The sequence below is a fragment of the Allocatelliglobosispora scoriae genome (genome assembly GCF_014204945.1).
GTDB lineage: Bacteria > Actinomycetota > Actinomycetes > Mycobacteriales > Micromonosporaceae > Allocatelliglobosispora > Allocatelliglobosispora scoriae.
On the sequence record NZ_JACHMN010000003.1, the window covers coordinates 1692726 to 1711520 of the forward strand.

An 18795-nucleotide genomic window follows, 5' to 3' on the forward strand; every position below is an offset into this window, starting at 1 on the left:
GAACCCACAGTCGCGCCGGTGTCTGCTCATCGGGCGAGGGCACGTCAGCCCTCGCCCGATGAGGGGGAGACCGATGAGAAGCGGATTCACCAGGCTGCTCCTGGGTGCCGGTGCGGCGACGGCGATGGTGGTCGCGCAGGGCGCGCTGATGGCGACGAGCGCGCAGGCGCTGCCGGCCAACGTCTACCTGAGCGGCACCGTGGTGCGCTACGACGCGAGCAGCGCCAACAACCTCGTGACGATCACGCACACGGGCACCAACATCTACATCGACGACAGCTTCACGCTGACGCCGGGTGCCGGGTGCTGGTCGATCAACTCCACCAAGGTGGCGTGCGCCGACGGCGGGGTGACGGGGGTCAAGGTCACCGGCGGTGACGGCAACGACCGGATCAACAGCGCGATGGACCTCCCGGTCACGCTCTGGGGCGGCGACGGCAACGACGTGCTCTCCGGCGGCGACGGCGACGACATCCTGCGCGGCGACGCCGGGCAGGACCAGCTCGCCGGTGGTGCCGGACGCGATGGTGTCACCTACTACGGCTACACCGCCAACGTCTACGCCGACATCGACGGGTCGTCGAAGGACGACGGTGCCGCCAACGAGGGCGACACGATCGCGCTGGACGTGGAGGACCTCTACGGCGGTGAGGGCAACGACACCCTCGGCGGCGACAGCGGTGCCAACTACATCCAGGGCAACGGCGGCCACGACACCATCAAGGGCTGGGGCGGCGCCGACACCATCTACGGCGCGGCGGGCAACGACGACATCGACGGCGGTGGCGGCAACGACATCCTGCACGGCGAGAGCGGCAACGACGTGCTCGACGGCTGGTCCGAGAACGACCTCATCTACGGCGAGAGCGGCGACGACGTCCTCTACGGCGGGCTCGGCGTGGACCAGCTCTACGGCGGCGAGGACAACGACGAGCTCTACGGCGGTGCCGACCTGGACATCTCCGACGGCGGCCCGGACGGCGACGTCTGCACCGACTCGACCCCCTGGGTGACGATCAGCTGCGAGTAACCGCAGGTGAGGCATAGGGCGGCCGACCGTTCGCCCGCCAAGATCGCCGCAACTCTTCAAGAGTTGGTGCTTCAGGCCGCCAGGCCTTAACACCAACTCTTGAAGAGTTGCGGCGATCTTGGGTTGCACAACATTCCCACAACGCGATGCGGCTATACCTTGAGCGCGGCGGGTGAGCTGCCCGCCGTTCGAAGGAGGAGCAATGCGACGGTTGACGCCCTGGATCGTGGTCGCGCTGATCGGTGCGGCCCAGCTCGGCTCGGCGAGCCCGGCGAGCGCCGTCTCGCCTACCTGCGCCCGCACGGTCGCGATCACCTCGGTCTCGCAGCTCGAGGGCACCAACGTCCCACCGCAGACCAATGGGTACACGCTGTTCGACTTCACGGTGTCGACGACCGCGCCGTGCCCCTACGCGATGGCGAACGCGATCTACCACACCGGGCACGGCAGCACCGACGACACCGACCTGATCGGCGCGTCCGGCTCGCTCTACTGGCCGCCGGGGGACTTCACGTCGCGCGTCGTCACCGTCCGGGTCCGCAAGGACGCGGTCAACGAACCCATCGAGCGATTCGGCCTCTACTTCTGCGGCACCAACGGCACCGACGGTTTCGGGGTGAGCGAAGGCGTGATCCGCAACGACGACGGGCCGAGGCTGCAGTCGCCCATCGTGGAGTGGAACTACCACTCCTGCCAGTAGCCGGTCAGCGGGCGAGCGCGGCGGCCTCCGCACGGGCGTTGGCCGCCGCGTAGAGCTCCGCCGCCCGGTCCCGGTGCGCGGCGACCGCCGCCGCGTCGTCGCGCTGCTCGGCGAGGACGCCGAGCCAGCGGTGCAGGTGCGCCTCCTCGTAGGGGTCCGGCACGCGCCGCCGCAGGTCCAGCGCCGCGGTCAGGTGCTCGCGCGCCGCGGCCAGGTCGCCGGTCTCCAGATGGGTACGCCCCACCTGCCCCAGCACCACCGACTCCACGTGCCGATCGGCGTGTGCCCGACTCAGCTCCAGTGCCTCGCCGAAATGGGCCAGCGCTCCACCGTGGTCGCCCGTGACGAGCAGGGTGGCCCCGATGTCGGCGAGCCCGCCCGGCACCTCGCGCAGGTCGCCGATGCGCCGATAGGTGTCGACCGAGTCCCGCAGCCACCGCAGTGCCGCCTCGTGGTCGCCACCGTTGCGGCAGGCGAGCCCCAGCCCGTGCTGCACCGCCGCCTCCAGGGGCAGGTTGCCGACCTCGCGAGCCAGCGCCAGCGCCGTCGACAGCCGATCCACGGGGCTGCGTCCGGCCTGGACCTCGGCGTACCCGACGTTGTTGAGCGCGACCGCGACCGCGGCGGGATCGTTGCGCGAGTGCAGCTCCAGCGCTCGTCCGAACGCCACCGCCGCCTCGTCGAAGCGGCGCAGCCCGGCGTGGGCGATCGCCATGTTGTTGTGGACGTGGCCCTCGTCGCGGCGGTCGCCGCCGGCGATGGCGAGGGGAAGCGCCTCGGCGAGCACGTCGAGGGCCTCGGCGTAGCGGCGCCCGGCGTTGAGGGCCACCCCGAGAGCGCTGCGCATCAACCCGGCGTAGGCGGCGTCGCCGAGCCGGTCGGCGGCGGTGACGCCGAGCCGGCAGATCGCGATCCGGTCCGTGCCGCTGCCCCGGCGCCCGAAGAACCCGGCGAGCAGGTAGGCCAGCTCGCACGCCACCGTGAACCGGCCCAGCTCCACCGCGTGCGCCACGACCGGGACGAGGTTGCCGCGCTCCCGGTCGAGGAACCCGACGGCCGCCGCGGACTCGGCCTTGAAGGGCAGGGCCTCCGGCTGGTGGACGATCGCCGGGACGATCCGGGTCCGGGTCGGGCTCAACGCCGTGTTCGTCGCCGCCGAGACGGCCCGGTACCAGTCGAGCAGACGGTCGGCCGCCTCGGCCCGGGCCTGCGGTGTCTCGTCGGCGAGGGCGCGCTCGCGGGCGTAGAGGCGGATCAGATCGTGGAAGCGGTAGCGGTCGCTGTCGATCTCGGTGATGAGGTGCGCGGCGGCGAGCTCGTCGATGCTGCGCCGGACCCGCCCGTGCGAGACCCCGGCGACCCCGGCGGCGAGGTGCGGTACGAAAGTGGCACCCGGATGCAGTCCGAGCAGCCGGAACAGGCGTGCGGCGGGCTCACTGAGCGCCTGGTACGCCGTGGCGAGCACCCCGCGGATCCCGTGCGAGTCGCCCGCGACGGAGAGCACCCCGAGCCGGTCGTCGCCGGAGAGCTGCGCGACGAGGTCGTCGATGCGCTGCCGGGGCCGGGCGGCGAGCTTCGCGGCGGCGATCCGCAGCGCCAGCGGCAGCAGCCCGCACAGCTCCGCCAGCCGGGTGGCGGCTTCGGGTTCGGCGTCGACCCGGGCGGCGCCGAGGATGCGGCCGAGCAGCTCCCTGGCCCCGGCCGGGTCCATCACGTCCAGCTCGACGGCGTGCACCGCGTGCTGCACGACGAGGGCCGAGAGCTGCTGGCGGCTCGTCACCAGGAGCGCGCTGCCGGGGGTCGCCGGGACCAGCGGCAGCACGTGGTCGGCGGTGCCCGCGTTGTCGAGCACCAGCAGCACCCGCCGGTCCTGCAGCAGCGTGCGGACCTGGGCCGACTGCTCGCTCGGCTCGGCGGGTACCCGATCGGGCGGCACGCCCAGCCCGCGCAGCACGTGCGTCAGCGCCTCCGCCGCCGTCAGCGCGGCGTCCGGGTCGTGGCCGAGCAGGTCCAGGAAGAGCTGGCCGTCGGGGAAGAGCTCGCGCGCCTCATGCGCCCACTGGACGGCGAGCGCCGACTTGCCGACCCCGGCCGGGCCGGAGACGACGGCGATCGAAGCGCCCGGCACCCAGCCGCGCAGACCCGCCAGCTCCGCGTCGCGCCCGCAGAAGTGGCCCGTCGCGGCGGGGAGCTGGGCCGGGGCGGTGCTGGGCGGCTTCGGGAGGTCCAGCGACCGGTCGCGCCGCAGCATCGACCGGTGCAGCTCCTGCAGCTGCTCTCCGGGGTCGAGCCCGAGTTCGTCGGCGAGCCGGGCGGCCGCCCGCTGATAGTGGCCCAGGGCGTCGGCCTGCCGCCCGGAGCGGTAGAGCCCGAGCATCAGCAGGCCGATCAGGCGCTCCCGGACCGGATGCTCGGCGACGAGCCGCTCCAGCTCGCCGACGGCGGAGACGTGGTCGCCCAGGCGCAGCCGCAGCTCCCACAGGTCCTCGGCGGCGGCGAGGCGCAGGGCGTGCAGGCGTTCGCGCTCGGCGGTCGCCCAGCCGTCGTCGCCGAGGCCGCTGAGCGCCTCGCCACGCCACAGCGCCAGCGCTTCGTCGAGCCGTTGCGCCGCGGCGCTCCACTGCTGTCCGGGGAGATCGGCACGGGCCTCGCGGACGAGGCTCTCGAATCTGTGGGCGTCGACGTGATCGCGGTCCAGGTGCAGGGCGTAGCCGGGTCCCCGGGTCACCAGGATCTCGGGGAGGCCGCACGCGTCCAGCGCTTGGCGTACCCGCGCGATGTGGCTCTGGAGAGTGCGCACCGCGGTCCGGGGCGGGTCGTCGCCCCAGAGCGTGTCGATGAGCCGGGACTGGGTGAGAGCCTTGCCGGCGTCGAGCGCGAGCAGGGCGACGAGCACGCGCTGCCTGGTGCCGACGAGCCCGGCTGTCCCCAGCGGACCCGTGACCTCGCAGGGGCCGAGCAGTCGGATCACCGGCGGTGGGGAGGCACTGTCCTGTGTCGACGCGTGGGGCATCCGGACAGCATATTGGCGGTAGCGTTGGCCGGATGAGTGCTGACCTCCTCACCACCGACCGCCTGCTCCTGCGCCGCTGGCTGCCATCGGACCGGGAGCCCTTCGCGGAGCTCAACGCCGACCCGCGCGTCATGGAGCATTTCCCGCACCTGCTGACGCGGGAGCAGAGCGACGCGATGATCGACCGGCTGGAGGGGATCTTCGAGGCTGAGGGGTTCGGGATCTGGGCGGTGGAGGTCAGGGCCACCGGCGAGTTCATCGGTTTCATCGGTCTGGCGCCGGTCGGCTTCGACGAGCACTTCACCCCGGCGCTGGAGATCGGCTGGCGGCTGGCGCACGGCGGATGGGGCCACGGCTATGCGACCGAGGGTGCGCGGGCGGCACTGGACCACGCCTTCCGGGTGGTGGGGCGCGAGGAGGTCGTCTCGATGACGGCCACGACCAACCTGCGCTCGCAGGCGGTGATGCGGCGGCTCGGCATGACCTGTGATCGTGCCGACGACTTCGACCACCCCCGGGTCGACGACGATCGGCTGCGCCGCCACGTCCTCTTTCGGATCACCGCAGCTCAGTGGGGCGAGCGGGTGTGACTCCTCGGCGGGGGACGGCCGCTGGGTGCAATCACGGACGGTGATGCTCGGCTCGCGGGGCTCCAGCAGAGTGCGTGGGACTTTGCTCTGCTTACACCTGCGCATCGGCCACTAGGTCCGGACATTCCCGGTGATGCGTCGGTGTAAGCAGAGCAAAGCTCCACGCACACCCTCAGGCCGCCGACCCAGAACGGTCACCGTGAGTAGCGATCAAGCGCGAATGCGCAGCACCACCGTGGAGATCCGGTGCCGCCGGTCGCCCTCGGCTTTCGGCACCGCACCGCCACCGACCGACCAGACCGCACCACCACCGACCGACCAGGTCGAGTCCACGCGGCCGTGCCCGCGATGCGCGGCCGTGCCCGCGATGCGCGGCCGTGCCCGCGATGCGCGGCCGTGCCCGCGATGCGCGGCCGTGCCCGGGGTGCCGCGACCCGGGACAGGTCGCGGCACCCCGGGGAGGGCGGGCTCAGGCGTCGCGGAGGCGGAAGGCGAGACCGCCGACCAGCGCCGCACCCGCCGCGTAAGCGGCCAGCAGCCCCACCCCGGCCCACTGTCCGATATGGATCGTGGCGAAGTCGCGTGTCGCCTGGATGGCGAGGCCCGCGTCCATGGGGGAGAAGCGGTGGATGCGGTGCTGCCAGCGCGTGTCCGAGACGAACTGCGCGAGCAGCGGCGACGCGAAGAGCAGCGCCAGCACCACCGTCAGGGCGCCGCCGGTGTCCCGCACCAGCAGGGCGACACCCGCGCTGAGGAGCGCGACGAGCCCCAGGTAGAGCACCGTGCCGACGCAGGCGCGCCGGGTCAGGTCGTCGAGCAGCGGGATCGCCGGATAGCCGTTGGCGGGGGTGAAGCCCCGGCCGGGCAGCGTCGCGTGGGCGACGAGCACCGAGCCGGCCGTTCCGACGACCCCGGCGGCGAGTGCCAGGCCGGTGACGACACCGAGCTTGCCGATGAGCACCGCCCAGCGGCGGGGCATCGCCGTCAGCGTCGGTTTGATCGTGCGGGTGCCGTACTCCGCGGTCACGGCGAGCACCGCGAGGATCACGACACCGGCCTGTCCGAGGCGCACGCCGAGCAGGCTCAGCTTCACCGTGTCCTCGAAGCAGGGCGTGGTGCAGTCGTCGGGGAGCCGCAGCGTGCCGGTGACCGCGAGGCTCATCGTGATCATCGAACCCGCGGTGAGCAGCAGCAGCCAGGGCGTGCTCTGCAGCGTCCGCAGCTTCGTCCACTCCGCGTGGACGGCCCGCCCGATCTCCGTGACCGGCCTCATGCGTCCCGCCGCCGCAGCCGCCACCAGGCGATCCCGAGCCCGATCACCGCGTAGGCGCAGACCACGCCGATCCCGGCCCAGGGGCCGATCAGCGACCACGGCGTGGCCAGCGTCTCGGTCGAGGGCTTGGCGCGCTGGGTGGCGAGGCCGCCCGCGAGGGTCGTGAGCATCAACCAGCGCGGGGAGGTGCCCGGCAGCGCGGTGCCCGCGATCACCGGCAGCACGATCAGCGTGATGGTGATGGTGATGGCGGCGGCGCTGTTGCGCAGCAGCGTGCCGAGGGCGAGGGCGAAGACGGTCACCGCGGTCATGAAGAGGGCGGTGAGCAGCAGCGCCCGGAGGACCGGGCCGTCGGTGAGCGACGGCGTCGGGAAGGCGGGCGGCGCCATACCGTGTTCCTGCAGGATCGGTACCGCGGCCAGGAACGACGTGACCAGGGCGGCGAGGCTCAGCACGAAGGTCACCCCGCCCAGGACGACCGCCTTGGCGGCGAGCACCCGGCCCCGCCTCGGCGTCGCGGTGAAGGTGGTGCGGATGAGGCCCCGGCGGTACTCCGAGGTGCCGAAGAGGACACCGACCGCGATGAGCGCCATCAACCCGGCGATGACGCCGAGCAGCGAAGCCTCCACCACGTCGTCGTCGGGTGCCGAGGGGCCGACCTTGCCGGTGCCGACGAGGGTGTAGGTGCCGGCGTTCTCGGTCAGCGGCGGTCCGGCGTCGATGTCCTCGCCCCGCTTCTCCGGGTCGTCGCCGTTGCCGGGCGGCGGCTCGTCGATCGCCATCTTCACCCGGTCGCCCTGCCATACCGAGGTCGTGGGCGGTGCCGTCGTCACACTGTCGAAGGTCGCGGACGACCTGGTGGGGTGGGCGCCGATCGAGGAGCCGCCCATCCCGCGCGAGGTGAACAGCTCCGGTGCCGACGAGGTGAAGAAGCCGATCTGCGCCGCCGCGGGAAGGGCCGCGGGGGTCAACCTACCGATCATCTGCCAGGTGCTGCCGTCGGCCGACTCCTCGCCGGTGACGGTGCCGCCGGTGCGGGTCAGCCGCAGCCAGCGGGAGCCGGAACTCGTGCTGCCCGCGATGTCCTCGGCGAAGTCGGACTGCATCCGCACGCCGTTGTTGGCCGTCAGCATCACCGAGACGTAGGACGAGCCGGTGCGCGTACCGTCCTTGATCATGATTCCGGCGGCGGCGCCCGTGAACGGGGTGTCGGCGATCCGCTTGCCGATCGGACTCGGTCCGCGGTCGACGGCTGCCGGCGGCGGGGTCAGCGACGCGACGTGGACGGTGAGGGTCACGTCGCCGGTCACCGGCTGGTGCGCGAAGGAGAACGCGTCGGAGACCGGGTCGCCGAGCGGGCCGGTGACGAAGTTCGGATGCTCGTTGATGTTGGAGTTGGTGCTCGCCGCGGCGAGTAGGCTGACACCGACCGTCAGCACGGCGGCGATGGCGAGGGTGATCAGCCAGCGGGGGACGGAGCGGAGCTTGGTCCACTCCGAGCGCAGCAGGTTCATCGCACGTCCCCCTCAGCCGTCGCGGACTCGACCGCGGTGAACTCGACAGAACCCCGGGTCAGCTCCATGTAGGCCTCCTCCAGGGTGGCGCGGTGCCGGCGCAGCTCGGAGAAGGTGAGGCCCGCCTCGGTCAGCAGCGGCGCCACCCGGTCGCCGGAGAGCCCCTCGACGGTGACGGCGTCCGAGCCGCTCACGGTGACCGTGGCCCCCGCGTTGGCGAGCACCGTCATCACCTCGGCCCGCTGCGGCGTGGTGACCTCCACCCGATCCTTCGACGCCTTCGCCAGCAGCTCCGCCACGCTCGTGTCGGCGACGAGGCGCCCCCGCCCGACGACGATGAGGTGGTCGGCGGTGTCCTCCAGCTCGCCCATCAGGTGGCTGGAGACGAGGACCGCCCGGCCCTGCGCCGCGAGCTCGCGCAGCAGGCCGCGGATCCAGACGATGCCGTCGGGGTCCAGCCCGTTGACCGGCTCGTCGAACATGAGCACCGGCGGGTCGCCGAGCAGCGCCCCGGCGATGCCGAGCCGCTGCCGCATCCCGAGCGAGAACCCGCCCGCCCGCCGTCGCGCGGCCGAGGCGAGGCCGACCTGGTCCAGCACCTCGTCCACGCGTTTGCGGGGTATCCCATTGCTGTGGGCCAGCCACAGCAGGTGGTCGCGGCCACGGCGAGCGGGGTGCACGGCCTCCGCGTCCAGCAGCGCTCCAACCTCCAACAGGGGGGTACGCAGGGAGGCGTACCGCACACCGTTGACGAGCGCCTCGCCGGAGTCGGGTGCGTCGAGCCCGAGGATCAGCCGCATCGTGGTGGACTTCCCGGCGCCGTTGGGCCCGATGAAGCCGGTCACCTCGCCGGGCCGGACCGAGAAGGAGAGCCCGTCGACGGCGACGGTGCCCCGATAGCGCTTGTGAACAGCGCGAACGTCAATGGAGGGTGCCATGACAGGGACGCTATGCGCCGGAGCCGGGTGGAATCGTCACGCCACAGCGGGGTCTTCCCCGCCCCGGTCCGGGGCCGCCTCCCCCGCGTGGGGGACACGGTTACCCCTGGCCTGGTGGACGACACCGGCGTCGCCGCAGGTCACAATGGCTGCATGAGATGGCGGGCCGACGCGGCGGGGTGGCCTCCCCTGGCGGCGGCGGTGCTCGGGGCGGCAGCCGCCATCCAGGCGGCGGCCCGGATGGACGAGCGCTCCGAGCTGACCGTCGCCGGCACGCTGCTCGCGTTGGGGATGACGGCGCCGGTGGCGCTGGCGGGCCTCTGGCCGATCGCCGCCGCCGCGCTGGGCGCGCTCGCCACCCTGCTCTGCCTGCTCACCGTCACCCCGCCGACGGTCGGGGGAGTCGTCGCGGTCGGGGTGCTCTTCGCGGTCGCCGGGCGCCGGCGTCCGGCTCGGCTCGTGTTCCCGCTGCTCCTGCCCTTTCTATGCTGGCTGTTCCTGCTGATCGGCATCGTTCCGATCGGCGGCGTCCTCTCGGCCGACGATCTCGCCGCCGGCCGGCGCGTCGCGGGCGGGCTGCTCGGTGTGATGGCGGTCGCCGCGGCGGCCGGGACGGCGTGGCGGGTGCGTGCCGAGACCCGCCGCCGCGACGCCGCCGCGCAGGCCGCCCAGGAGTCGCTGCTGGCCCATGTGGCCCGGGGTGAACGGGCGACGATCGCCCGGGAACTGCACGATGTCGTCGCGCACCACATCTCGATGATCGCGTTGCTCGCCGACACCGCCCGGCTCACCACGGCGGGGATGCCGCCGGAGGGCGCCCAGCGCCTGGTCACCATCGGCGACACGGCCCGGACCGCGTTGACGGAGATGCGCCGCCTGCTCGGGGTGCTGCGGGAGGACGCGGAGCCCGCGACGGCGCCCGTCCGGCAGCCGCAGCCCGGGTTGCGGCAGCTCAACGACCTCCTCGACGAGGCACGCAGTGTCGGCTCCGGCAGCGCCCGGCTGATCGTGAGCGGGGCGGTGGCGCCGCTCGACCAGGGGATAGAGCTCACCGCCTATCGGATCGTGCAGGAGGCGCTGACGAACGCCCGGCGGCACGCGGCGGGTGCGGCGGTCGACGTGGAGCTGCACTACCGGGCGGATGCGCTGCTGATCCGCGTACGCGACAACGGGCCGGGACCGACCCGGCAGGACAGCGGGCACGGGCTCGCGGGGATGCGGGAGCGAGCGGCGATGGCGGGTGGCACGGTGGCGACGGGGGCGGGTCCGATGGGCGGTTTCGTGGTGGAGGCGCTCCTGCCGACGGGTGCGGCGTCGTGACCGTCACGCGGATCGTGGTCGTCGACGATCAGGAGGTGGTCCGGGCGGCGTTCGGCGCGCTGCTCGCGACCCAGCCCGACTTCGCCGTGGTCGCCACGGCCGCCGATGGTGCGCAGGCGGTCCGGGCCTGCCGGGAGGAGCATCCGGATGTCGTGCTGATGGATGTGCGGATGCCGGTGATGGACGGGATCGAGGCGACCCGCCGCATCGTGGCCGACAGCGGTGACCAGGGCCCGCGCGTCCTCATCCTGACGACCTTCGACCTCGACGAGCACGTCTACGACGCCCTGGACGCGGGTGCGAGCGGCTTCCTGCTCAAGGATGTCACCGCCGAGCGGCTCTTCGACGCGGTGCGGGTCGTCGCCGCCGGGGAGGCGCTGCTGGCCCCGACGGTGACGCGGCGGCTCGTCGCCGAGTTCGCGAAGCTGCGTACCCGGCGCCGACCGCCGACCGCCGCGCTGACCTCGCTCACCCCGCGCGAGACGGAGGTGCTGCACCTGATCGCCGAGGGGCTCTCCAACCCGGAGATCGCGGCCCGGCTCGTGGTGGGGGAGGAGACCGTCAAGACGCACGTCAGCCGGGTGCTGACGAAGCTCGGCCTGCGGGACCGGACGCAGGCCGTGGTGCTCGCATACGAGTCGGGACTGGTCTTGCCCGGCGACCGCCGATAGGGTTTTGTAAGAATAGCGTTTTGTCGCATTTATCGCTGCGCTCCGCGCAGGTCGGCGGATAAATGCGAATAGCATTCAAGAAAAGGTTTCACCATCTGGAGTGCGTGCATCGGAGTGATCATCGGTGGACACGTTTCGATCTAGATCTAATGTAGAATTCGATGCATGGCGAAGCCCGGTCGCGCGGCATGAATAGTCCACTCACGACAGAGCAAAGTGGTCAGTCCGGTGGTGCCCGGCTCGCCTGCCAGGTGTGGACCGCCAGCGCCGGTGCGGCGCGATCGGCGCACCTCGCGCTGCTCGACGAGGTGGAGCTCGAGCGGCGGGCGCGCTACCGGCGCGACGAGGACCGCGATCGCTTCACCGTGGCGGCCGCGCTGCTCCGCCTGGTGGTGGCCGGCGAGACCGGCCTGGACCCGGCCGCTGTGCGGGTCGACCGCACCTGTCCCGGCTGCGCGGCGCAGCACGGCAAACCGCAGATCGCCGGTGGCGCGGTGCACGTCTCCGTCTCGCACTCCGGCGACGCGGTGGTGCTGGCGGTGACCCGCGCAGCACCGATCGGCGTCGATGTCGAGGTCGTCGGCGACCGCGACGTGACCGGGCTGGCGCGCACCGTCCTCGGCGCCGCCGAGCCGATGCGGCGCGACGCGGACTTCTACACCTACTGGTGCCGCAAGGAGGCGATCGTCAAGGCCACCGGCGACGGGCTGCGGGTGCCGCTGATCGAGGTGGTCGTCAGCGCCGCCGACGAGCCGGCCCGCCTGGTGGCCTACCGGGGTGCCCCGCTAGCCGCGACGCTGCGTGACCTCTCCATCGACGGTGGTTACGCCGCCTCGGTCGCGATCCTGGCCGAGGGCGAGCTCGATGTCGAGATGCAAGATGCATCCGGCATTTTGACCACATTGGATCGGTGAGTTGTTGTGCCGGGATCGGTGAACGGTCCATTAGTCGGATGGCGAGGGCCGGGATTTCGTTATTGCGCAAGAGAAAGACGTGCTCATCGGAGTCAACAATTAACCTCGGGCTGATGGCACCCAAAAGATTGATGCGAGTATGTTGTTTTCGACCGGGATCGCGGGGTTGATGTCCCGGACCGCTGGTTCGTCACGGCCGTGCAGCACTCGTCGCTTCCGGGAGGAGGGCTCGTGGGGTTAAGAATTCTCGGCCCGCTGGAGCTCGTCGCGGGCAGCCGGTCCTTCAAGATCGGTGGACCCCGGGAGCACATCGTCCTCGCCACGCTCGCCCAGAAGGTCAACCGGATCACCTCCGTCGAGCAGCTCATGGACGCGGTCTGGGGCGACCACCCGCCCTCCACCGCCCGGGCGCAGATCCAGGGCTGCATCTCGGGGCTGCGCAAACTCTTCGGCGACGCGGGCATGCCCGACGCCATCAAGACCCGCTCCTCGGGCTACCTGCTCAGCCTCGCCGACGACGAGCTCGACAGCGAGGAGTTCGCCAAACTCGTCTCGCTGGCGCACCGGCAGGTCGCCGAGAAGCACGACGCGGATGCCGCGGCGACGCTGCGGACGGCGCTGGCGCTGTGGCGCGGACCGGCGCTCGACGGGATCCAGAGCGACCCGGTGCGACGCAACGCCGCCCTGCTTGAGGACGCGCGACTGGAGGCCGTCGAGGAGCGGATGCGCCTGGACCTCGGTCTCGGCCGCCATGAGGAGATCAGCGGCGAGCTGCGGGCGCTCCTCGCCGAGCACCCGCTGCGCGAGCGGCTCTACGGCTTTCTCATGCTCGCCCTCTATCGCGCCGGCCGCCAGGTCGAAGCGCTGGAGGTGTGCCGCCGGGCCCGCGAGACCCTCATCGCCGAGCTCGGCATCGAGCCCTGCCAGGAGCTGCGCGACCTGGAGCGCGCCGTGCTCAACAACGACCCGTCGCTCAGCCTCCCCACCGACGGCGACGGCCACTCCGATCCCGCCGAGTCGCCGGGCGGCAGCCCGCGCCAGCTCCCCAGCAGCACCGCCGACTTCATCGGGCGGGCCAGCCACATCGACGAGGTGCGCCGCATCCTGCTCGACGAGCAGCGGTCCGCGGCCGCGCGCTTCGCCGTCCCCGTCATCGGCATCTCCGGCCGGGGCGGCATCGGCAAGTCGACCCTCGCCCTGCGCATCGCCCACGAGCTCGGCGAGGCCTACCCGGACGGCCACCTCTATGTCGACCTCCAGGGCGCGGTGGGCGAGGACCGCACGACGACGCTGCTGGCGCGCTTCCTGCGGGCGCTCGGCGTCAGCGGCTCGGTGATCCCGGACGACCAGGCCGAGCGCGCCGAGATGTTCCGCAGCCGCCTCGCCAACAAGCGCCTGCTGCTCGTGCTCGACGACGTGACGAGCGAGCAGCAGGTGATCCCGCTGCTGCCGGGCAGCCCGAGCTGCGCGGTGATCGTGACGAGCCGCATCCGGCTGGGCGCCCTCTCCGGCGCCTACTGGATCAACCTGGACGCCTTCGACCGCGACACCTCGATGGACTTCCTCGCCACGATCGTCGGCGTCCAGCGGTTGGAGGCCGAGCCCAAGTCTGCCGACGAGCTCGTCGACTACTGCGGCGGGCTGCCGCTGGCACTGCGCATCGCGGGTGCGCGGCTGGCGTCGCGGCCGCACTGGCGGATCGCCGAGCTCGCCCGCCGCCTGAAGAACGAGGTCCGCCGGCTCGACGAGCTGAGCCACCACGGCCTCGAGCTGCGTTCCAGCATCGGGCTGAGCTATCGGAGCCTGCCCGACCAGGCCAAGCGCCTCTTCCGCCTGATCGCGATGATCAAGGTGCCGGACTTCCCGGCGTGGGCCGCCGCCGCGCTGCTCGACATCGAGCTCGCCGTCGCCGAGGAGACCCTGGAGTCCCTCGTCGACGTGCAGATGCTGGACATGACGCAGTCGCCGCGGGGCATCCGGTACCGCTTCCACGACCTGATCCGGGTCTACGCCCAGGAGCGGCTGCTCGCCACCGAGACCGACGCGGAGCGCAACGAGGCGCTGGGCCGGATGCTGGGCGGCTGGCTCGCCCTCGCCGAGCACGCGCACCGCAAGGAGTACGGCGGCGACTACACCATCCTGCACGGCACCGCACCCCGGCCGCAGGTCTCCGAGTGGCTCGACGACGAGTTCGTCAACAGCCCGATGGACTGGCTGGAGAACGAGCGAGCCGCGCTCGTGGGCGCGATCCGGCAGGCCGCCGCAGCCGGGCTGGACGAGCTCTGCTGGGACCTCGCGCTCACCTCGGTGAGCCTCTTCGAGGTGAAGGGCTACTTCGACGACTGGCAGGAGACCGCCGAGCTCGCCCGGCAGGTCTGCGTCGAGACGTGGAACCGCACCGGCTACGCCGCGATGCTCTACTCCCTCGGTACGCTGCGGATGTTCCAGAAGCGGCTCGACGAGGCCGAGCGGCACTTCTCCTCCGCCCTGGAGATCTTCGAGTCCGGCGCCAACGTGCACGGCCAGGCGCTCGTGCTGCGCAACGCGGCCTTCGTGGACCGGCTGCGCGGTGACGTGGAGCCGATGCTCGCGAAATACGCCGACGCCCTCGTCAAGATGCGGCTGGTCGGCGATGTCATCGGCGAGGCCAACATCCTGCGCAGCCTGGCGAAGTTCCGGATCGACGAGGGCGACGCCGCCGAGGCCGGCAAGATGCTCGGCGAGGCGATGCGCCTGTGCCAGGCGGCCAACTACCGGCGGGGCGAGGCGCAGGTCGCGAGCCGCGTCGCCGAGCTCTACATGACCACCGGGCAGCTCGCCCTCGCCCGGCAGACGCTGCACGACGTGCTCAACACGGTGCGTGAGATCGGCGACCGGATCGGCGAGGCGCACGCGCTCTACGGCCTGGGGATCGTGCGGTTCCGGGAGGGCCGCCTCGACATGGCCGAGGCGACCCTGGTGCTGACGCTGGCGATCGCCGAGGAGATCGGCGACCGGCTGATCGAGGGCCAGGTGCAGTACGCGCTGGGCGAGCTCGACGTCGCGCGCGCGGACAACCCGGCGGCGGCGGAGCACCTCGCCCGGGCCCGGTCGCTCTTCGGCGATCTCGGCTCGTCGCTGTGGCTGGCCAAGACGCTGATCCTGCTCGCCGAGGTCCACCACACGGGCGGCGACCAGGATGTCGAGCAGGCGGCGAGCCTGCTGCGCCGGATCGACTCCAAGGAGGCGACCCGGCTGCTGGAGCAGTTGCAGTCCACCATCGTCCCGGACGGCGACTCTCTCTCCGGCCGGATTCCGCGCCAGACGAGGTTCGGTTCGGAGAGCAGTTCGGTCGTGCCGCCGCAGTAGCCGCTGCGGCTACCGGGCCGGGGCACCGGTGACGAGTGTCCGCATCAGACAGTCACCGACCGGCGCCCTCAGCGCGCTGCCGCTGATGTCGTTCTAGAGGCTGCCGCGGCCGGGTCGCGCGGCGTCGTGGCCGACCGACTGGTGCGTCGTGGTCTTGGCCGAATCCCAGGGCGAGTCGGCGAGGATCTGCGTCGTCGTCGCGGTGGACACCGAGGCCAGCAGGCCGATGGCCAGGCCGGCGAGGGCAACGATCGCTTGATTCTTCGTCACGTGGGTCTCCCAAACGTAGGTAGCTCACGGGGCATTCGTGATCTGCTGGCCAGACGCTAGCGAGGGCCTCATCTCATCTGCTGCTGATGCCTTCCCGCCCACCAATAGCGGATCGGAAGAGCTTGGGAAGCGAGCTGTGGAATATGGAACGTGCCCGTGTCCATGCTGATCGGGGCGACCCCCATGGGTTTAAAGGAAGGCAGTTATGGCACCAGGAACACTGCTACGCACCGGGACCCCACCGGCTCACGCTGCTCACCTCACGAGTGTCTACCGCTACGCCGTACGCACCGGCGGCATCGGAGCGCTCGATGTCGTCGCGACCGACCTGGATCTCGCGCTCCACGAGGTGAGCACCGCTGTCGAACAGCTCATCGGCAGCCACCTGCTGCGCGAGGAGATCGGTGCCGAGCGCCTGCTCGTCGCCGTCGATCCCGAGGTCGCCGCGGTGCTGCTCGTCTCACCGATGGAGCGAGAGATCTACCGCAGGCGCGAGCTGATCGCGGAGATCCGGGAACGCACCGAGATGTTCCGCCAGGACTACGCCCGCAACGGGCAGCTCTCGGCGGAGCTCGCCTCGGTGGAGCACGTCGCCGGCACCATGGAGGTGCGCGGCTATCTGAAGCTCGCCAGTGACGCGTGCCGTGGTGAGGTCATGGTGCTGCAGTCCGGCAAGCAGGATGTCGACGAGTTCGACGACTTCCTGAACGTCTGCTCCAGCCTGCTGGAGCGGGGCGTCGCCGTGCGGATCGTCTGCCAGCACCGGAGCCGGGCAGACCTGACGACCCGGCAGAAGATCAAGAAGGTGACCTCGGCGGGTGCCCTCGTCCGGACGGTCAGCCACATCCCGCGTGCCGCGGTCGTCTTCGACCAGTCGCTCGCGGTGCTGCTGGGCACCGACGGTGGCGAGACCACCGCCTCACGCGTACGCAACGACGACGTCGTCCAGTTCCTCCTCGACGTCTTCAACCACCTGTGGGACGCCGCGACGCCGGTGGACTCGTTCGAGTCCGGCTACGCGGAGGTGGCTGAGGACCTGCAGCAGACGATCGCCGGGCTGATGGCGAAGGGTTACACCGACGAGGTTCTCGCCCGCAAGCTCGGCATGTCGGTGCGGACGTGCCGGCGCCACATCGCCGCCCTGATGAAGGACCTGGACGCGGTGAGCCGCTTCCAGGCCGGGGTGCAGTCGGTGCGGCGCAGCCTCGTCGAAACCGAGTGACCTGCGCATACGCCAACGCCGAGCCGTTCTTCCCGACGGCTCGGCGTTGGCGTGTCGGCGTCTCAGGCCGCCAGGGAGGCCGGTACGGCGGTCCGGTTGAGCAGGCTCGCCACGGCGCCGAGCGGGCGGCTGCCGGCGAGCTGGTGCACCGTGATCCCCTCCCAGCCGTGCTCCCGCAGGACCGCGAGCACGCGGGGAATCCGCAGCACCCGGCCCCCGGCGATGGTGTAGGAGTCGGCGAGGCTGACCTCACGGAGACCGTTGACCTCCGCCACGATCGCGGCGAGCGCCCGTTCGGCCTCGCCGATTGCTCCGATGTGGAGGGACAGTCGCCCGTCGCCCTCGACGACCGGAAGCTGTCCGGACGGGGTGACGCGGAACCAGTCGGGGCAGCGCACCGCGGCCCGGTCGTGCAGGCGGCCCAGGACGTGACCGCGCAGGTTCGCGGGCGTGACCGGGAGGTCGGTGGCGAGCTCCGCCACGAGCCGGCCGGCGCCGTCGACCGCCACCCGCGCGTCCGCGACGGCGGGGTGCTCGCGCAGCACGGCGGCGACCTCGGCGAGGTCGATCGCGCCGTTCCGGTCGAGGTGCCGGGCCGGGGTGGCCGGGGCGGCGAAGCCGATGAGGCGGGCGATGTCGTCGACCCGGAGGTCGGCGTCGGGATCGGCCTGCGCCAGCAGGACCGCCTCGTAGCCGCGCAGGAACCGCTCCATCGTGTCGGCGTCCATCACCGTCGAGACGGCGTTGAGGGCGATGACGACGGCGTCGCGCATCTCGTAGATCCGGAAATACGTGTCCGCGCCGAAGTGCGCCCACGAGGTCGGGGTGGCGTTCCAGGTGAAGGTGGTCCGCCGGGCCCGGGACGCGTGCGCGGCGTGGCTGAGGAAGTTGAGCTCCGAACCGGTCCGCACGATCTGGCCGCGCCGGAAGCTCTCGCGCGACGTCAGCTCCACCAGCTCGTCATAGGGCACGTTGGCGTAGGCCTGGCCCTGCTCGAAGCGCTCGGCGGTGCGCCGCACCACCTCGCTGAAGGACGGGTTCCCGGAGCAGTCGACCTGCATCAGCAGTGGCGAGAACATGCAGGTCATGACGTCGTTGTAGGGGTTGGCGTCGCGGTTGCCGGTGAACGACAGGTGCGCCACCCGGTCGCTGCCGGTGTATGCCGCCAGCACCATCGCGTGGGTGGCGAGGTGGACGAGCGACGGCCAGACGTGGTGCCGGGCCGCGACGCGGCGGCTGGCGTCGAGCATCGCCGGTGAGGTGAGCGTCGCCGCTCGCGCCGTCGGGCTCGGGTCGGCCGTGCGGCGCAGGGCGAAGGTGTCGGCGGGCATCGTGGCGATCTCGTCGCGCCAGTAGGCGAGCGCGCCGTCCTTGATGGCGACGGCCCGGGGGGAGGACTCGTACTGGGCGAGGTCGCACGGCTGGTGCCGGATCGGTTCGAGGACGGCCGGCCGCCCGGCGGCGATGCCGGCGCCGAGCGCCTCGATCTCGCGCTCGAAGCGGTCCACGGTCCACGCGTCGAACGCCATGTGGTTGAGCACCGTGATGAGTTGCTTGGGCCGGCCGCCCGCGGTGAGGACACAGGCCCGGATCGGCCACTGCTCGGCGAGGTCGAACTCCGTGGTGGAGAGCCGCTCGATCGCCTCGGCGGGTGTCTCGGTGCCGTCCCGCTCGGTGGAGACGACGGTCACCGGGAGCGCGCTGGGCGGCTGCACCCGCTGCTGCGGGTCGGCGGCGAGATCGAAGTGGTAGGTGGTGCGCAGCGCCTCGTGCCTGCGCACCAGATAGTTGAGCGTCGCGCGCAGCCCGGCGAGCGAGACGCCGGGCGGCAGCTCGAAGCTGATGACGATGTGCGCCTCGTGCCGAGCAGCCGGTGGCAGGTGTTGATGCCGCAGCCAGACGTAACGTTGACCCCAACCTAGGTCGGCGCTCTTGTTCACATGCATCACGTCAATTCCTCCACCGTTCTTCGTTCGGTTCCGGGAGGCCTGG

15 protein-coding genes are annotated in these 18795 nt (G+C 71.8%); 8 read left to right on the forward strand and 7 right to left on the reverse strand.

Annotated features, from left to right (window positions below):
* The first annotated feature begins 73 nt into the window (after positions 1–73).
* Positions 74–1030 carry a calcium-binding protein gene (locus F4553_RS34015; protein WP_184844710.1) on the forward strand — a complete coding sequence of 319 codons (957 nt, stop codon included), beginning with the start codon at positions 74–76 and terminating at the stop codon, positions 1028–1030.
* A 202-nt stretch (positions 1031–1232) separates the two neighbouring features.
* Positions 1233–1730, forward strand: a complete 498-nt coding sequence (locus tag F4553_RS34020) for a hypothetical protein (RefSeq protein ID WP_184844713.1) — start codon at positions 1233–1235, stop codon at positions 1728–1730.
* Between the two features lie 4 nt (positions 1731–1734).
* On the opposite strand, the gene F4553_RS34025 is transcribed toward F4553_RS34020, so the two are convergent.
* Entirely contained in the window at positions 1735–4743 is a 3009-nt protein-coding gene (locus F4553_RS34025; protein WP_221470581.1) for an AfsR/SARP family transcriptional regulator, read from the reverse strand.
* Positions 4744–4775: 32 nt separating this feature from the next.
* Here F4553_RS34025 and F4553_RS34030 point away from each other — a divergent pair, with 32 nt between their 5' ends.
* Entirely contained in the window at positions 4776–5333 is a 558-nt protein-coding gene (locus F4553_RS34030; RefSeq protein ID WP_184844716.1) for a GNAT family N-acetyltransferase, read from the forward strand.
* Between the two features lie 210 nt (positions 5334–5543).
* On the opposite strand, the gene F4553_RS34035 is transcribed toward F4553_RS34030, so the two are convergent.
* The 4 genes from F4553_RS34035 to F4553_RS34050 are packed head-to-tail and all read right to left on the reverse strand — an operon-like array spanning position 5544 to position 9058.
* Complete coding sequence (locus F4553_RS34035; RefSeq protein ID WP_184844719.1) at positions 5544–5786, reverse strand: hypothetical protein; 243 nt, start codon at positions 5784–5786, stop codon at positions 5544–5546.
* 16 nt (positions 5787–5802) lie between these two features.
* On the reverse strand, positions 5803–6606 hold the full coding sequence (locus tag F4553_RS34040) for an ABC transporter permease (RefSeq protein ID WP_221470582.1): 804 nt from the start codon (positions 6604–6606) through the stop codon (positions 5803–5805).
* Entirely contained in the window at positions 6603–8120 is a 1518-nt protein-coding gene (locus F4553_RS34045) for a DUF2705 family protein (RefSeq protein ID WP_184844721.1), read from the reverse strand. Before F4553_RS34045 ends, F4553_RS34040 begins: the two co-directional genes overlap by 4 nt.
* Positions 8117–9058 (reverse strand): ABC transporter ATP-binding protein, encoded by a 942-nt coding sequence (locus F4553_RS34050; protein ID WP_184844724.1) that lies wholly within the window; start codon positions 9056–9058, stop codon positions 8117–8119. The genes F4553_RS34045 and F4553_RS34050 overlap by 4 nt, the downstream gene beginning before the upstream one ends.
* A 153-nt stretch (positions 9059–9211) precedes the next feature.
* Here F4553_RS34050 and F4553_RS34055 point away from each other — a divergent pair, with 153 nt between their 5' ends.
* The 4 genes from F4553_RS34055 to F4553_RS34070 all read left to right on the forward strand — a co-directional run bounded on the left by F4553_RS34055 (position 9212) and on the right by F4553_RS34070 (position 15311).
* Positions 9212–10378 (forward strand): sensor histidine kinase, encoded by a 1167-nt coding sequence (locus F4553_RS34055; RefSeq protein ID WP_221470583.1) that lies wholly within the window; start codon positions 9212–9214, stop codon positions 10376–10378.
* On the forward strand, positions 10375–11049 hold the full coding sequence (locus tag F4553_RS34060) for a response regulator (protein ID WP_184844727.1): 675 nt from the start codon (positions 10375–10377) through the stop codon (positions 11047–11049). Before F4553_RS34055 ends, F4553_RS34060 begins: the two co-directional genes overlap by 4 nt.
* A 188-nt stretch (positions 11050–11237) precedes the next feature.
* The gene (locus F4553_RS34065; RefSeq protein ID WP_184844730.1) at positions 11238–11963 is read left to right on the forward strand and encodes a 4'-phosphopantetheinyl transferase family protein; all 726 of its coding nucleotides are present in this window, start codon (positions 11238–11240) and stop codon (positions 11961–11963) included.
* Between the two features lie 231 nt (positions 11964–12194).
* Positions 12195–15311, forward strand: a complete 3117-nt coding sequence (locus tag F4553_RS34070; protein WP_184844733.1) for an AfsR/SARP family transcriptional regulator — start codon at positions 12195–12197, stop codon at positions 15309–15311.
* A gap of 93 nt (positions 15312–15404) precedes the next feature.
* On the opposite strand, the gene F4553_RS34075 is transcribed toward F4553_RS34070, so the two are convergent.
* On the reverse strand, positions 15405–15581 hold the full coding sequence (locus tag F4553_RS34075) for a hypothetical protein (RefSeq protein ID WP_184844735.1): 177 nt from the start codon (positions 15579–15581) through the stop codon (positions 15405–15407).
* Positions 15582–15786: 205 nt separating this feature from the next.
* Here F4553_RS34075 and F4553_RS34080 point away from each other — a divergent pair, with 205 nt between their 5' ends.
* Positions 15787–16803, forward strand: coding sequence for a helix-turn-helix domain-containing protein (locus tag F4553_RS34080; RefSeq protein ID WP_184844738.1), 1017 nt, complete (start codon positions 15787–15789; stop codon positions 16801–16803).
* 62 nt (positions 16804–16865) lie between these two features.
* Here the strand turns inward: F4553_RS34080 and F4553_RS34085 are convergent, their stop codons facing one another.
* Entirely contained in the window at positions 16866–18749 is a 1884-nt protein-coding gene (locus tag F4553_RS34085) for a condensation domain-containing protein (RefSeq protein WP_246467888.1), read from the reverse strand.
* Positions 18750–18795: the final 46 nt, after the last annotated feature.

Coding starts and splice junctions, on each gene's coding strand:
- F4553_RS34015 (WP_184844710.1), top strand. CDS start 74: ATGAGAAGCGGATTCACCAGGCTGCTCCTGGGTGCCGGTGCGGCGACG.
- F4553_RS34020 (WP_184844713.1), top strand. CDS start 1,233: ATGCGACGGTTGACGCCCTGGATCGTGGTCGCGCTGATCGGTGCGGCC.
- F4553_RS34025 (WP_221470581.1), bottom strand. CDS start 4,743: ATGCCCCACGCGTCGACACAGGACAGTGCCTCCCCACCGCCGGTGATC.
- F4553_RS34030 (WP_184844716.1), top strand. CDS start 4,776: ATGAGTGCTGACCTCCTCACCACCGACCGCCTGCTCCTGCGCCGCTGG.
- F4553_RS34040 (WP_221470582.1), bottom strand. CDS start 6,606: ATGAGGCCGGTCACGGAGATCGGGCGGGCCGTCCACGCGGAGTGGACG.
- F4553_RS34045 (WP_184844721.1), bottom strand. CDS start 8,120: ATGAACCTGCTGCGCTCGGAGTGGACCAAGCTCCGCTCCGTCCCCCGC.
- F4553_RS34050 (WP_184844724.1), bottom strand. CDS start 9,058: ATGGCACCCTCCATTGACGTTCGCGCTGTTCACAAGCGCTATCGGGGC.
- F4553_RS34055 (WP_221470583.1), top strand. CDS start 9,212: ATGAGATGGCGGGCCGACGCGGCGGGGTGGCCTCCCCTGGCGGCGGCG.
- F4553_RS34065 (WP_184844730.1), top strand. CDS start 11,238: ATGAATAGTCCACTCACGACAGAGCAAAGTGGTCAGTCCGGTGGTGCC.
- F4553_RS34080 (WP_184844738.1), top strand. CDS start 15,787: ATGGCACCAGGAACACTGCTACGCACCGGGACCCCACCGGCTCACGCT.
- F4553_RS34085 (WP_246467888.1), bottom strand. CDS start 18,749: ATGCATGTGAACAAGAGCGCCGACCTAGGTTGGGGTCAACGTTACGTC.